Below are 14,820 nucleotides of genomic sequence, written 5' to 3' on the forward strand. Positions count from 1 at the left end.
CCGCTTTTTTATTTTTCTTAATTAAAGGATCTTTCATTAAGTTGTGTTAGAAAATCAAAGAATCTACCTTAAAAAAGCAAAAAAAAAGCTCTTCAAATTTCGAAGAGCTTTTAACTATTACATACCCCAAATTAATGTCCAAAGAGTACCAAATACGATTGCTACTGCAATAAATACTGCGTAACCTAAATTGATATATAATACTCCTTTATTTTCATTTTCATTCATATGCATGAAAACAATTAACTGAAGACCGCCTTGTAATAATGCAGTTACAATTAAAATAATAAATGATACATTAAACGGTAAATTTAAATAGTAAACACTTAAAGCTATGATTGTTAGAACAAGTGATTGGATGAAGCCAACCACTTGATGCTTAGGGAATAATGCGCTCATCCAATCAGTCCTTTCACGTAAACAAAACTAAAGATAAAGATCCATACTACGTCTAAGAAGTGCCAGTATAATGAATAAATAAATGTTTTGTTTGCTGTAGTTTCTGTAATTCCCTCACGAGAAACTTGAATTAAGATTGCAATACCCCATAACATACCGAATGATACGTGGGCACCGTGAGTACCTAATAATACGAATAATGCTGATAATGCTCCACTACTTTGGATTGTTGCTCCTTCATGAACATAAGTAAAGAACTCTGTAATCTCTACTCCTAGGAAGACTGCTCCTAAAGCTAGTGTTAAAACAAGGAAGCTTATAAAAGCTTTTTTATGATTTAATTTTATTGCGTTCACGACTAAACCAATCGTAAAACTACTTGTTAATAGGGCAAATGTTTCTATCATTACACCTTTCATCTCAAATAATTCTTTTTGAGTAGGTGCTGAACCAGTGTTATTCGCTAAAGTGAAGTAAACTGCGAACAATGTTCCGAATAAGGCAATCTCAGCTCCTAAAAATATCCAGAAGCCTAGAATCTTATTAGAACTTTCTTCACCTAGACTATACAGAGGCCTGCTGCTCATAGTGATCACCTCGTAATTTTTTCTCTGTTTCAATAATTTCTTCTTTATGAATATGGAAGCCATGATCGCGTTGGAAAGAACGTGCAATTAAGCAAAGTGCGATAGGAACTGCAAACACAATCATTGGTACCCACCATTCAAATATTAAGAAGAAACCAAATGCCATAAATGCTGCTCCTAAAATGAATGGTATACCACTATTACTTGGCATATGAATATCTGTAATCTCACCTTCAAGTAATGATTTACCTTCTTTTTTAGCTTTCCAGAATGGATCTAAAGAATCAACTTTTGGAATAACTGCGAAATTATAAGGAGCAATTGGACTGCTTGTAGCCCACTCTAATGTTCTTGCATTCCATGGATCACCAGTTGTTTCTCTTGGTGCGTAACGTACACTGTAATAAATATTGTAAACAAGTAAAATGAATCCGATTGCTAACCCTACAGCTCCAATTGTAGCAATCATATTTAAAGGTCCGAAACCTGACTCTGCACTATAAGTATAAGTACGACGAGTCATACCTTTTAATCCTAATAAGAATAATGGGAAGAATGTTACGTTAAAGCTAACGATAATTGTCCAGAACGTAATCTTACCAATTTTTTCATCTAATTTGAAACCAAATACTTTAGGGAACCAATAGTAGAATCCTGCGATTACCGCAAAAACAGTACCTGGGATTAATACATAATGGAAGTGAGCAACTAAGAACATCGTATTATGATATTGGTAGTCAGCACTTGCCATAGCTAGCATTACACCTGTAACCCCACCGATTGTAAAGATCGGAATAAATGCTAGTGAGTACATCATTGGAACGGTAAATTCGATCTTACCTTTTCTTAATGTAAACAACCAGTTAAATATTTTAACACCTGTTGGTATACTAATTGCCATTGTTGTAATACTAAAGAAGCCATTTACAACAGAGCCTTGACCCATCGTATAGAAATGGTGAACCCATACAAGGAAACTTAACGCAGAAATGGCAATCATACTGACAACCATGCTCTTATATCCGTATAAATTCTTTCTAGAGAAAGTAGCTATAATTTCACTATATATACCGAATGCCGGAAGAATAACGATGTAAACTTCAGGATGTCCCCAAATCCAGAATAAGTTCGCCCAAAGCATGTCATTACCATGTGCCATCGTAAAGAATTGAGTACCAAATTCACGATCAAACATCATTAATGCTAAGGCTACAGTTAATACTGGGAATGCGAATACGATAATAACGTTTGTAATTAAAATACTCCAAGTAAACATTGGCAATTTCATTAATTTCAAGCCTGGAGCACGCATTTTTAAAATTGTAACGATAAAGTTAATACCAGTCATTAAAGTACCTAGACCAGCAATTTGAAGTGAAATTGCATAATAGTTATTCCCAACACCTGGGCTGAATTCCTTACTAGCTAGTGGGAAATAAGCAGTCCAACCAGCATCAGGTGATCCACCGATAACAAAGCTTAAGTTTAGAAGCATTGCACCTGCAAAGAATAACCAGAAACTAACTGCATTTAAGTAAGGGAATGCTACGTCACGAGCTCCGATTTGTAAAGGAATAACGATGTTCATTAATCCAATAATGAAAGGCATCGCCATGAACAGAATCATAATTAAGCCGTGAGTTGTAAAAATTTCATTATAATGTTGTGCATCTAATATTTTTAAATCTGGTCCTGCTAACTGTGCTCTCATTAATAACGCATCTACTCCACCACGGAATAGCATTAATAATGCACATAGAATATACATTACACCGATACGTTTATGGTCAACAGTTGTTAACCATTCTTTCCATAAATAACCCCATTTTTTAAATTTGGTTAAACCAATTACAATAGCAAGAGATACAACAACGATACTCACCATTGCGCCATAGATCATTGGTTCACCTGTTACAAAAAAGTGATCCCATTTATAACCCATTATTTCATCCCCTCCATATTATCCATGTCATGGTGATCAGATGAATCCTTCATAGAACCATGTTGATGTCCTGCATTTTTTCCTTCTGGAGCTGGTCTAAATCCTAAATGAGTCGAAGTATATGTCTTTCTACCTAAATGCTCAATTTTTAGTAATTTATTAAACTCTTTTTCTGTTAAAGCAGGAGCTGTTTCTTTAACGTCTTTAACCCAGCCGTTAAAATCTTTATCATTCATTGCCAATACTTCAAATTCCATTCCAGCAAAGCCTTTACCATTGAAGTTACTGTTCTTACCAATGAAAGAGCCTTCATTTGAAGCAACAAAATTTAATTTAGTTACCATGTCACTCATTGCGTATTTTTGTCCACCTAATTGTGGAATCCAAAAACTTGTAATCGGACCGAATGAATAAAGTCTGAATTCTACATTTCTATTCGTTGGAATATTTACATAGTTAACAGTTTCAATTCCTTGTTCAGGATAAGAGAAATGCCATTTCCAGTTTGAAGAACTTGCATAAATAACAAGTGGTTTATCATTTTCATGACCTTTTGGTACACTTTCAACTGCATTTGTTGTTTTAACAGTTACTACTGATAAAACTGCAACAATAATTATTGGGATGACAGTCCAAATAATTTCTAGTGTTTTACTTCCTTCTTCATGAGGAGGTTCGTAATCTTTTGGAAGTTTACTAGCACGATATTTATATAGAATAACAATATAAAGAATGTAAACTACTAGTAAAACTCCTAACATCATCAACATCGAGAAGATAATCGTATCCGCTTGCGTTTTAGCAACAGGACCCTTAGGATCAAGTACTGTAATCTTGTCACAAGCACCCATTACTAATGCAACCAGCATGATCATCATGCCCATTAGAAATTTTTTCATTTCGCTCTTCCTTCCTATAACGTAAGTAAAAGTTCAAAATAGTTTTTTTGAATTATTTCTTAGATAAGTATTTTTATAAATTGTCACTAAAATGACAAACAATGTCCACAGTTATAGTAAGATACTTTAATTAAAAAAACAAACAATTAATTTCCATTTTGAAGGGAAAAAAAGAGTGTTCACATTTTAGACATATTTAAAAATATGTTTTTTTCTAAAAAACCTATATCTATCAATGGTTGAACACGATTGCTCACTTATTCACAACGTTCACATTTTAGACAAATATTAGATTTTGATTAACTTTTTGTTCACATTTTCGCAACTTACATATTAGTAAATTAGTATAATAATTTTTATGAAATTTTACAAAATAATCTGTATTTTCGCACAAAAAAATAACGCAGAATGATCTGCGTCAAAAACAGGGTTATTAATTTGGTGAAGAGAAAAACTACTGTCCTAGCGCGTTCTTCTCTTCTTTAGGGTTGGGGGGGTTCTAGGGTCGCATTCCACATTTTACTTTTTAATGTGCATACAAACTAAGAACTAAGAAAAACAATGACTTATTTCTTAAACTTCTTTTATTAATCCTAGAATACCATAATTGAAAATGATTATCAATACCAATTGTTGGTTTTTTATCATCCACAGAAATATTCTAATACCAAATGATCAAGATAATATGTTCAGTAAGAACTGTGCAATCAAAGCTGGATTTTCAATATTAGGAATATGTCCTGCTTTCAAATTATGAATTGTCATCCCTCTTTCCTTTGCACGCTCTACTGATCGAAAAATTCCATAGTAAAATGGATTTTGTTCTTTTTCTGTACAGTTTATATAGGAAGTCTTAATATTGTTTAACTCCTTATTTTTAAGGTTAAGCGGAGTTTTAAAACATTTGTGAGGATGATCAGTTAGACGATGATCATATCTGTCTTCTTCTACAACAGGAACTTTCCACCCATCACCTTTTGTATCAATCAATCGCTGAATAAAATTTGCTATTTCATCTGGAAACAAATTAACAACTGCTTCACCGTCATTTAATAACATTGCATCTAAATAGATAACTTCATCAATTAATTCTGGAATTAGATCAACTACTCCTGATGCTACTGCACCACCATAGCTATGACCAATCAGAACAATATTATGTAAATTTTCATAATTAATCACATTAACAATGTCATTTATTGCTGTGTTTAAATCAACTTCTTTATTCGCTAAATGAAACCTTTCTCCGCAACCAGTCATTGTAGGTGTATATACTGTATGCCCCTCTTTTTCTAATAATATTTTTACCTCTTTCCATGCCCAGCCCCCTGAACTCATTCCGTGACAGATAACGATTGTTTTCATCTATTTCACCTTTTCACATTTTTTTGATCTTTGTGTTTTTTATACAAAGCCAAATAAATATATTCCATGTAAACGTGGTAAATCCCTATATAGTAAAAATTAAACTCATTTAATTTTCAAAGTAATTTAAGTTATAATTGTAGAAAAAAGGTGGGACATTTATGCCTCAATTATTAATTAAAGGGATTTCAACTGATGATATTTGCAAAATTAGTAAGCCATTAATCGAAGAACTCGCAGTGGTTTGTGAATGTGGAACTGATAATTTTACGATTGATTGTATCCATTCAACTTCAATTTTTAATGGTGAAATTGTAGAAAGCTTTCCATTTATTGAAGTAAAGTGGTTTGAACGTGGCGATGAAACTAGAGATCGTTTCGCAGCTACAATCGAAAAACATATTAACACATTGAATATTCCTGAATTTGAAATTGCTTTTATTACATATCAAGAAGATTGTTATTATATAAATGGAAAGAGATTTTCGTAATTGATATTTCAAAATAATTTCGGCCAGCATAACAGCTGGCCATTTTTTTTTTTGAAAGTTGAATTTTCTGAGGCAACTGTACCTATAGGACGATGTCATTTCAGGACATTTCAACTATGTGGACAAATATACAAACTAAAAAAAATGGTCTACTAACTAAGTACGAGATTACTAAAATTGAATATTAATATATTAATCGGACAAGTAGGTGACGAAAAAATACTACCGATTAGAGAAAGGTGAATAAAAATGAATTTTGAAATTGCAATGACAGCATTTATTTTCATTATGACAATGGCTGTCATATTTTGGAGACCTAAAGGAATTCATGAAGCATGGCCCGCTTCAATTGGGGCGGTATTAATTCTAATAACTGGAATTGTAAGTCGCCATGACCTACTTGACATCCTTAGCAAAATCGGTGGAGCCTCCATAACAATTATAGCAACAATTGTTATGGCTGTTATTTTAGAAAGCTTTGGATTTTTTCACTGGTCCGCAGCACGACTAGTAACATTAGCGAAAGGTTCAAGTTATCGATTATATTGGTATATACAATTACTATGTTTTTTAATGACACTACTTTTTAATAATGATGGTAGCATCCTCATTACTACACCTATATTAATTATTCTTTTAAAAAATCTCCGCCTGAAACCACATCAACAAATACCATACCTTTTATCTGGTGCATTAATTGCTACAGCTTCGAGTGCTCCAATCGGCGTAAGTAATATCGTAAATCTAATAGGATTAAAAATCGTTCATATGCCACTATATATGCAACCCTTAATGATGTTTGTACCCACAATGTTAGGCTTAATATTTATGTCGTTCATGATGTATTTCGTACTAAAGAGTAAACTTCCAGAAGTTTTACCTGCCTCAACGAATGACATTGAAGAATCTTTTTTCATCAAAAATTTTCATCCATTAAAAAGTAAAATCTCTGTTGAAACAAAAAGAAAAAGAACAAAGTTTATGCTTAAAATTCTAACTTTCGTTTTTGTTATGAGATGCTTACTGTTTGTTGCATCCTTTCTTTCAATTCCAATTGAAATTGTTGCAGTAATAGGTTCACTTATTTTACTTATATGGAGATGGTACCATTTAAGAACAAACCCTGTAGATATCTTAAAAAAGACACCATGGCAAATTCTTTTGTTTGCTTTCTCTATGTATGTAATTATTTTCGGGCTTCATAATGCTGGTCTAACTGAATTTCTTGTTAAAGAAATGGAACCAATAGTTAATCAAGGACTTTTTAACGCAACCTTGGTTATGGGTGGATTAGTAAGTTTATTATCAAATTTATTTAATAACCACCCTGCTCTTATGATTGGCACAATCAGTTTAACTGAAATGGGGCTAGATCCAGTAACATTAAAAGCAATCTATCTTGCAAATATAATTGGTAGTGATATTGGCTCTTTGTTATTACCGATTGGAACATTAGCGTCTTTAATTTGGATGCACATTTTAAAAGAAAATAAAATTAAAGTAAAATGGAAAGATTATTTAAGCGTTACAATAATTGTTATCCCATTAACAACAATTATTACATTAGTATTATTATTTTATTGGATACAATTATTTTTTGCTCATTAATTACCTATAGGAGGAGATTAAAGTGAGTGATGTATCTACATTGCTTGGAGAACAAGTCTCAGTAAGATTATCTGGAGATGTCATATTCGAAGGAATTCTTACCGATTTAGGACAAGATATTTTAGTGCTTTTTAACGGCATAAAATATTATTATATCCCTTGGATGCATATCCATATGGTATATCAAGATAATGATTTGAAAGAAAAAATAAAAAACCCTATTGAACCATCCATTAGTCAGGAAATGGAGACAATTTCTTATCGTAAAATTTTACTAAATGCAAAAGGTATATTTTCAGAAATCTATGTAACTGGTAATATAACTTTTCATGGCTATGTTATGAACGTACTAAGTGATTATTTAGTTTTTTACTCACCTGTATTTCATACAATGTATATTTCTTTATCACATTTAAAATGGATCACACCATATAACCATAAAATTATTCCGTATAATTTAAATGATGAGTCTTTCGTCGTTCATCCATCTACTACTCCTTTACACAGATCTTTAGAAACTCAACTAAAAAAAGAAATTGGAAAGCTTGTTATTTTTGATGGTGGAACAGATCCAATGAAAATTGGGCTTTTAAATAAAGTAGATAATAATCAATTAGAACTTTCCGTTGCGAGTGGACAAAATGTTTATCTAAAACTAGGACATATAAAATCTGTACACTTACCTTAGCTGGATACAACCTTTGATACAAAATGTATTTAAAGGTTTTTTTTTTTTGATTAAAAAGCAAATTCTAATGCGTCTTTAGGAAAAAAAGCCCCATGCAATGCTTGGGGCTCTTAATCTACTAATCTTTATTTACGTAAATTGATCCATTCCTCGTTTTTAAATTAAGTTGATGTTCGCCACTTCCAACGATTGCCTTATTTGTATGATTTTCATCTTTATTTTTCATTTCCCATCCAATATTCCCACTAAAACTACCATCATTTGTTTCCGCATTGATCGCTAGATTATTATCCTTTAGTAGGTCGATTTGAATTTCACCATCATCAGAAGAAATTTTACTATTACCATTTAATAATGCATCCTCAACATTAATTGCACCATTATTTGTTTTTGCGTTAATTTTTCCTTTATAATCACTTAAGCTGATTTCTCCATCATAAGTCGTTATTTCACTTGTTCCTTCTATATTTGCATGTTCAATCGAAATGCTACCATCTCTTGTAGTGGAATTTAAATAACCAGAAATATTTTTGATTGTGATTTCACCATCATTCGTTGCAATTTCACTATCACTTTTTAAATTTGCATTCGTTAAGCTGATCGAACCATTTCTGGTTTTTGCAATTAAGTTTCCAGTTATATTCTCAATATTGATTTGACCGTCATTTGAATTTATTACTGTTTTATTGTCTTTATTTGATACATTTACAGAGCCATTTTTTACGTTTATATTCGCTAAAATGCTTTTAGGCAAATCAATATTTAGCTGCGATGTATCATTATCAAAGTGAAAAATCTGACTGTCATCATTACGAATCTCGATAATCATTTTATTACCAAGTGTTTTTACTGAATAATAGTCTGATACTTTTTCACTGTCTTTTTTATCACGATCCGGAACTCTTATATTACCATTTACGTTTATCGCACTAGAATCAGTTCCATTTACACTAATTTCACTATTATTAGCTTTAATCATAACTTCATTAATTGACGAAGATAACGTTTTTGAATCATTTATTTCAATATTTTTAGATTTGAATGTATAACCAATTTCTTTGACAAACAGTTGACCAATACTAAATAGTATTGAAACAACCATCATTAATATAAGTAAAAAAATACTAAATCCATGAAAACGAAGTGAGTCTTCTTTTCTTACTAAATGGAATAGTAATATTTCAATTCCTAATAAAATACAAGCAACTGGCCATGCACTAATTAGAATCTTCGAATAAGGAATTGAAATAAAATTTTGTAGAAACCATAGTAAACCAATTGCGATTAATAGAATGCCCGCTGTTATAGTGCCAACCTTCCAATTTTTCATACTTCTTTTTTCGACTTTCCAGTTAATAATTTAATACCAAGTCCGACAAAAACAATACTGATTAGTAAATTTTGTACTAAATTATAGTCTATAAAGATATTGTAATGTCTTGAAATATAATCAGATGCGTTCTCTAATAAAGATAAGCAACCAAAACCGATTAATACCCAACCAATTAAAAACTTATTAAATTTAAATTGATGATTTACAATTGGCTTATCTACCAATTCAATGTCCTCACGATATTTACTATGATATTGAAGTGCATCAAAGTAGCTATAAAATACGATGACTGGTATAAAAAATCCAAAGCTTGAAATTAAATGTGTTAAAAATACTGTACCGAAAAATAACAGCATAAACTGCAATCCTCGACTCATTAATCCTAAATAAAAATGGCCAAGACCAGGTAAGATTGATAATAAATAAACCAATTTTTTTCGTTTTTTCAAAGTTTGTACCTCCATTATTTTTTATTTCCTTTCAAAATTTTGGGAATTGGAATTGATAGTTTAATTTTTTCACTTTTTTCAATTAACGAAGACGTCTGATCAATCGTTTGTACAACGTGACGATTTGAATTTGTAATACGTTCAGTTAATTGAAATTGGAAGAATAAAAATGTTGCTGCAGCAGCCAATACTAAATGGATTAAGCGAACTTTTTTTGAATTAGTTTTAGATTTTTTTTCATACGTTTTTTCCGAAAACTGTATTGATTCTGTTTGTTTCATTATTTCGTTCACTAGCTCATCTGAAAAATGGAAATCAGTTGGATTCATCCATTCATTGTCTAATTCATTAAGAAGTTCGAGTTCCGCCTGGCATGAGATACATTCATTTAAGTGCTGTTCAAGCAAAAGAGATTCTTTATTTGAAAGCTTCTTTTGTTGATACGATAATAGTTGGTCAGAAGTTAAATGTTTCAAATGATCCCTCCTTTATGCTTGTCTTTAATTAATCGTTTAGCTCGATATAAACGTGATTCTACAGTTTTAACGGCTACATTTAATTTCAAAGCTATTTCCCCATAGGTAAGTTCTTCAAAATAATATAATTTCAATACATCGCTATATGCCTGTGGTAATTCAATTAAATATGAATGAATAAGTTCTTTATCAATTGTTTTTATTAAAGCTTCTTCAGGTGATAATAAATTCTCTTCTGGTAAAGTAGAAAGTAATTCACTAGTTTCATTTTCCAATTGTTTAACTTGTTTTCTTTTAAAATCAATTGCTTTATTCATTGTAATTCGATAAATCCATGTGGCCAAACTTGATTCCCCGTTAAAGTTTTCGAGAGAACGATACAATTGGAGAAAGACTTCTTGCGAAATATCTTCAGCATCCTTTTGGTTATTTGAAACTTTCAGTGCTACTGCAAATACCTTTGATTGGTATATTACTATTAATTCCTTAAATAGTTGATGATTCCCCTTTACTATATTCCTTACTATTTGTTCATCCGACTCCATTGCATCACCTCGCTTCCTCTTCCATAACTTTAGACGAAGACAAATTTAAAAACCCTGCAAAAAAAATAAAGTTTTTTAAAAAAGTTTTTTAAAACAATCTTTCTTACTCAAATAAAAGAAGAATACTTGATTTCCACTACAGGTTGCCTGCTTTCCATATAACGTGACCTGATTACCCCAAATAAAATAAAAACTAATACATTAGTTAGAATATAGTTTGTGAGTAATACACTTATTTAATGAATAAACAACAAAAAAAGCTTGGAAAAACCAAGCTTTCAATGTTTAGTATAAAGCCAACATTTTAGACTCTATTGAACCTCAGGAATACTTTTTAAATCCTTAATATTTGTTCGCATATGGTTCATTATTTCGTTGTATCTCAATTTGCCATTTTTTAGATTGACATCATTAATATTTTCCAAAGACATAATTTTAAAATTACGATTATCGCGATAGTAATTATAAGTTGGAAAAAAGCTTGGATTTGCTAATTCAATTTTTACATTTTGATCAGTTTCAGTTTTAACTACATCAATTGTACCCATACCACCTATTAACTCATAGATTTCATCTTGAGCTGATAAGTAATTTCCTAATGAGTAAAAGACGATTGTTTTATTCCCCATTTTTCCAGTGATCCATGCCGGTGGTTGCAGGACGTGTGGATGATTTCCAATAATAATTTGGACTCCCATATCAGCTAATTGTTTTGCAAGATTCTTTTGGGTATTGTTCGGCATTCTTTCATATTCAATACCCCAGTGCATGGCAACTACTACTACATCTGATACTTTCTTTGCCCTTTCAACATCACTACGTATTTTAGCAAGGTCGATCAAATTTACTAAATAATCTTTTCCTTTAGGGACGGGAATCCCATTCGTACCAAATGTGTAAGCAAGAAATGAAAATCGAATATTATTTTTATTCATCACTCTAATTTGGTCGCGATCTGCTTGTGATTTAAAAGCACCTGTATATGGCATATGAATAGCGTCCCAATGGGAAATTGCACTTCGTATAATTTTTTCACCTCGATCAAGCGAATGATTATTGGCCAATGTTACAAAATCAACCCCAGCCCCTTTAAGTGCATCTCCGACTTCATATGGACTATTAAACGCTGGATACGTAGATAATCCGAATTGCTTTCCACCAATCATCGTTTCTTGATTTGCTACTAAAATATCTGGCTTTTCCATCGTTTTTCTAACTTCATCAAACATTTTATTAAAGTTATATACACCATTTGGAAGCATAGCATCTTCATAAACTTCATTATGTATTAATAGGTCCCCCACGGCACCAACAGTCACCTTCGAAACAACCTGATTCATTTTTTTTATAGGTTCTTTCTGCTCTGTATTTCGTTTATTTTCTTTTACATTGTGTTCTTCTTGAATATTATTTGTACACCCGCAAAGTAAAGCAAAAAAACAGGTCACTAATACTACAATTATTTTTTTCATCTTTTCTCTCCTGTTAAAGGGAGGTTCAGTGGAATGCATGGTATAGGTAAAAACAAAACAATCCGGAACCTATATGTAATCATATTTTTATCCTTATCATCATTTAATACTCTTTAAGAACCTTTAAAACTTCAGTCTGCCACTTACGTTTCTGACTGTCCTTCTTTTAAGTTATTTCCATTTTTTTACAAACAGACATTATATTCTACAGTGTTTATTTAAAAATATCAACCATTATTAGTCGTTTACTATAATAGATTTTAAAAATTGAGAATTATTGGACTTTACTATTGTTGAACTATTAAAATAATAGCATATTCAACAATTTTTTTGTTTTTTAAACAGTCACAATTCATATTTAATAATTCTTAAAACGTTTTGAAAGATAAGGAGATAAGGAGATAAGGAGAGAACAATGAATAGATCAGATAAGTTATTACAATTAAAGAAAGAGATTGGTAACGTGATAATTGGTAAAGAGGATGTCGTTGAAATGATTTTCATCGCTCTCATTAATAATGGGCATATTCTATTGGAAAGTGTCCCTGGTACTGGTAAGACACAATTAGCTAAAAGCTTTGCCAAAACAATTAACGGTTCGTTTAAAAGAATTCAATTTACTCCGGATTTATTACCTAGTGATGTAACAGGTATTCAATTTTTTCATCCAAAAGAACAAGACTTTCAACTTCGAATCGGTCCTGTTATGACAAATATTTTATTAGCAGATGAGATTAATCGTGCTACCCCTAGAACCCAAGCTAGTTTATTAGAAGTAATGGAAGAACGCCAGGTAACAATTGATGGAGAAACTATTCCTCTACCAAATCCGTTTATCGTTATTGCAACGCAAAATCCAATTGAATCACAACAAGGTACGTTTCCATTACCTGAAGCACAAATGGATCGATTTTTTATGCAAATTCGTTTGGAATACCCTACATTTGAAGAAGAAAAAAGCATTATGAAGTCATACCGTTCAAATACTCCATATTCGAATTTAAAAAATGTACTAACTATAGAAGAAATTGATGAAATGAAAGAACAGGTGAAGACTGTTACAATTTCGGGAGAAGTAGAGGATTATATTTTAAATATTATTCATTCAACGAGAAATCATGAAGATATTCAACTCGGCATTAGTCCACGTGGTACATTGGCACTAATGAGAGCTTCACAAGGTAAAGCATATATAAACAATAGATCATTTGTCACTCCACAAGATGTGAAAGATGTTGCGATTTATCTCCTTTCACACAGATTAGTCTTAACTCTTGAGGCATCCTTAAAGAAAAATGCTATACAAGTTATTGAATCAGTTTTAAATCAAGTTGAAGTTCCTGTAGAAGCTGGAGCTGGTCAATAAATGACTTGGAATAAAGAAATACATGGTAAAAATTCACTTGATATCCTAATTATTTTCGGGGTCATATTTCTAATTATTAATTTCTATCAACCTTCCTATTTATTAATGTTTTTAGGAGGATTTTTAATAATCATTAGTTTGATGAGCCGATACTATTTAAAGCATATTGCTGATCACCTTATCATCGAAAACGACAAGGAGCCCATTCGAGTTTCAGTCGGAGAACAGTTTAATTTACCAATAAAGATAACCCAGAATCATTGGTTACCAATTATTAACGCAACAGTTCGAATAAAATTAGAACCAATAGTAGATAGTATAAATTTTAAAACAATTAGTAGCGATTCAAATTTAGAACTAATTATCCCTATTCAACTAAAAGGTAACGAAGCGATTCAGATTTCATTACCACTTTCAGCTACTAAACGAGGTGTTACTAGAATAAAACAAGTAGAATTAAAAATTTCAAACTTTTTCAGTTTAGGTTATCTATATTTAACCTATAAACCATTTTTACATAAAGAAATTATTATTTATCCTACTTTAATTCCAGTACCTCAAATTGACCAAATAATTTCAACTAACTCATATGGTAGTTTTGTAACAAATACTAGTATGTTTGAAGATTTTCTAGCTCCGATTGGAACAAGAGACTATGTCTATTCGGACTCATTTCATCGAATTCACTGGAAAGCTAGTGCTAAAACTCAAGTACTTCAAACGAAAATTTATGAACGAACTGCTGATTATTCAATTACATTTATTATAAATTTACGAGATACTCATCATGATAATTTAAGATTAAGTATAATTAAAAACATCGAATCAATTGCTAGTAATATTGCGTATATAGTCCAATACGCTGCAATTAAAAATATTAATTATGAAATCTTTCTAAATTTGAACATGGAAAGTGGAGTTCCTGTTTATCATTTACCTATTGGTGGCGGTAAATCTCAATTAGGTAAAACTTATGATATTCTTGCTCGAATCAATGGCGCAAGAATGACACAGCCGATTGATAGATTACTGCATTACGTAGAAAAGCAACAACGAAAATCTCCAGTTGTTATTTTATGTGGGCCGTTCGGTAAGCATGGAGATCGGTATTTCGCTCAAATGCGAAAACGTGGCCAAAGCATCTATTATCTACAAGATGATTTAGAAAGTCCAACGCTAGTTCCATTTGGACAACATTAA

15 protein-coding genes are annotated in these 14,820 nt (G+C 31.5%); 5 read left to right on the forward strand and 10 right to left on the reverse strand.

Annotated features, from left to right (window positions below):
* Nucleotides 1–117: 117 nt before the first annotated feature.
* The 5 genes from qoxD to EP747_RS08140 all read right to left on the reverse strand — a co-directional run bounded on the left by qoxD (nt 118) and on the right by EP747_RS08140 (nt 5,192).
* On the reverse strand, nt 118–399 hold the full coding sequence (gene qoxD / locus EP747_RS08120; protein ID WP_069035468.1) for a cytochrome aa3 quinol oxidase subunit IV: 282 nt from the start codon (nt 397–399) through the stop codon (nt 118–120).
* Nucleotides 396–986, reverse strand: coding sequence for a cytochrome c oxidase subunit 3 (locus EP747_RS08125; RefSeq protein ID WP_025672298.1), 591 nt, complete (start codon nt 984–986; stop codon nt 396–398). Before EP747_RS08125 ends, qoxD begins: the two co-directional genes overlap by 4 nt.
* The gene (gene qoxB, locus EP747_RS08130) at nt 964–2,928 is read right to left on the reverse strand and encodes a cytochrome aa3 quinol oxidase subunit I (RefSeq protein ID WP_129689388.1); all 1,965 of its coding nucleotides are present in this window, start codon (nt 2,926–2,928) and stop codon (nt 964–966) included. The genes EP747_RS08125 and qoxB overlap by 23 nt, the downstream gene beginning before the upstream one ends.
* Nucleotides 2,928–3,827, reverse strand: a complete 900-nt coding sequence (qoxA, locus tag EP747_RS08135) for a cytochrome aa3 quinol oxidase subunit II (protein ID WP_129689390.1) — start codon at nt 3,825–3,827, stop codon at nt 2,928–2,930. Before qoxA ends, qoxB begins: the two co-directional genes overlap by 1 nt.
* A gap of 675 nt (nt 3,828–4,502) precedes the next feature.
* Nucleotides 4,503–5,192 (reverse strand): alpha/beta fold hydrolase, encoded by a 690-nt coding sequence (locus EP747_RS08140; protein WP_129689392.1) that lies wholly within the window; start codon nt 5,190–5,192, stop codon nt 4,503–4,505.
* A gap of 161 nt (nt 5,193–5,353) precedes the next feature.
* Here EP747_RS08140 and EP747_RS08145 point away from each other — a divergent pair, with 161 nt between their 5' ends.
* From EP747_RS08145 to EP747_RS08155, 3 genes are all read left to right on the forward strand, one after another.
* Nucleotides 5,354–5,683: a DUF1904 family protein gene (locus EP747_RS08145; RefSeq protein WP_129689394.1), complete on the forward strand. Its 330-nt coding sequence runs from the start codon at nt 5,354–5,356 to the stop codon at nt 5,681–5,683.
* A 249-nt stretch (nt 5,684–5,932) separates the two neighbouring features.
* Complete coding sequence (locus tag EP747_RS08150) at nt 5,933–7,291, forward strand: arsenic transporter (RefSeq protein ID WP_129689396.1); 1,359 nt, start codon at nt 5,933–5,935, stop codon at nt 7,289–7,291.
* Nucleotides 7,292–7,313: 22 nt separating this feature from the next.
* Nucleotides 7,314–7,979: a DUF2642 domain-containing protein gene (locus EP747_RS08155; RefSeq protein ID WP_129689398.1), complete on the forward strand. Its 666-nt coding sequence runs from the start codon at nt 7,314–7,316 to the stop codon at nt 7,977–7,979.
* 118 nt (nt 7,980–8,097) lie between these two features.
* On the opposite strand, the gene EP747_RS08160 is transcribed toward EP747_RS08155, so the two are convergent.
* From EP747_RS08160 to EP747_RS08180, 5 genes are all read right to left on the reverse strand, one after another.
* Nucleotides 8,098–9,309, reverse strand: coding sequence for a DUF4097 family beta strand repeat-containing protein (locus EP747_RS08160; protein WP_129689400.1), 1,212 nt, complete (start codon nt 9,307–9,309; stop codon nt 8,098–8,100).
* Complete coding sequence (locus EP747_RS08165; protein ID WP_129689402.1) at nt 9,306–9,761, reverse strand: hypothetical protein; 456 nt, start codon at nt 9,759–9,761, stop codon at nt 9,306–9,308. Before EP747_RS08165 ends, EP747_RS08160 begins: the two co-directional genes overlap by 4 nt.
* Before the next feature lie 14 nt (nt 9,762–9,775).
* A complete protein-coding gene (locus EP747_RS08170) occupies nt 9,776–10,237 on the reverse strand; it encodes a hypothetical protein (protein ID WP_129689404.1) in 462 nt (153 codons plus the stop codon).
* The gene (locus EP747_RS08175; RefSeq protein ID WP_129689406.1) at nt 10,234–10,782 is read right to left on the reverse strand and encodes an RNA polymerase sigma factor; all 549 of its coding nucleotides are present in this window, start codon (nt 10,780–10,782) and stop codon (nt 10,234–10,236) included. The genes EP747_RS08170 and EP747_RS08175 overlap by 4 nt, the downstream gene beginning before the upstream one ends.
* A 311-nt stretch (nt 10,783–11,093) precedes the next feature.
* Nucleotides 11,094–12,254, reverse strand: a complete 1,161-nt coding sequence (locus tag EP747_RS08180) for a CapA family protein (protein WP_129689407.1) — start codon at nt 12,252–12,254, stop codon at nt 11,094–11,096.
* Nucleotides 12,255–12,669: 415 nt separating this feature from the next.
* Here EP747_RS08180 and EP747_RS08185 point away from each other — a divergent pair, with 415 nt between their 5' ends.
* Nucleotides 12,670–13,620, forward strand: coding sequence for an AAA family ATPase (locus EP747_RS08185; RefSeq protein ID WP_129689409.1), 951 nt, complete (start codon nt 12,670–12,672; stop codon nt 13,618–13,620).
* A complete protein-coding gene (locus EP747_RS08190; protein ID WP_129689410.1) occupies nt 13,621–14,820 on the forward strand; it encodes a DUF58 domain-containing protein in 1,200 nt (399 codons plus the stop codon).

Origin of the sequence: Gottfriedia acidiceleris, from assembly GCF_004138285.1 — a bacterium.
Classification (GTDB): Bacteria; Bacillota; Bacilli; order Bacillales; family Bacillaceae_G; genus Gottfriedia; species Gottfriedia acidiceleris_A.

What these genes read in the sequence shown, in the direction of transcription:
- qoxD (WP_069035468.1), bottom strand. Translation starts at nt 399, where the DNA reads ATGAGCGCATTATTCCCTAAGCATCAAGTGGTTGGCTTCATCCAATCA.
- EP747_RS08125 (WP_025672298.1), bottom strand. Translation starts at nt 986, where the DNA reads ATGAGCAGCAGGCCTCTGTATAGTCTAGGTGAAGAAAGTTCTAATAAG.
- qoxB (WP_129689388.1), bottom strand. Translation starts at nt 2,928, where the DNA reads ATGGGTTATAAATGGGATCACTTTTTTGTAACAGGTGAACCAATGATC.
- qoxA (WP_129689390.1), bottom strand. Translation starts at nt 3,827, where the DNA reads ATGAAAAAATTTCTAATGGGCATGATGATCATGCTGGTTGCATTAGTA.
- EP747_RS08140 (WP_129689392.1), bottom strand. Translation starts at nt 5,192, where the DNA reads ATGAAAACAATCGTTATCTGTCACGGAATGAGTTCAGGGGGCTGGGCA.
- EP747_RS08145 (WP_129689394.1), top strand. Translation starts at nt 5,354, where the DNA reads ATGCCTCAATTATTAATTAAAGGGATTTCAACTGATGATATTTGCAAA.
- EP747_RS08150 (WP_129689396.1), top strand. Translation starts at nt 5,933, where the DNA reads ATGAATTTTGAAATTGCAATGACAGCATTTATTTTCATTATGACAATG.
- EP747_RS08160 (WP_129689400.1), bottom strand. Translation starts at nt 9,309, where the DNA reads ATGAAAAATTGGAAGGTTGGCACTATAACAGCGGGCATTCTATTAATC.
- EP747_RS08175 (WP_129689406.1), bottom strand. Translation starts at nt 10,782, where the DNA reads ATGGAGTCGGATGAACAAATAGTAAGGAATATAGTAAAGGGGAATCAT.
- EP747_RS08180 (WP_129689407.1), bottom strand. Translation starts at nt 12,254, where the DNA reads ATGAAAAAAATAATTGTAGTATTAGTGACCTGTTTTTTTGCTTTACTT.
- EP747_RS08185 (WP_129689409.1), top strand. Translation starts at nt 12,670, where the DNA reads ATGAATAGATCAGATAAGTTATTACAATTAAAGAAAGAGATTGGTAAC.
- EP747_RS08190 (WP_129689410.1), top strand. Translation starts at nt 13,621, where the DNA reads ATGACTTGGAATAAAGAAATACATGGTAAAAATTCACTTGATATCCTA.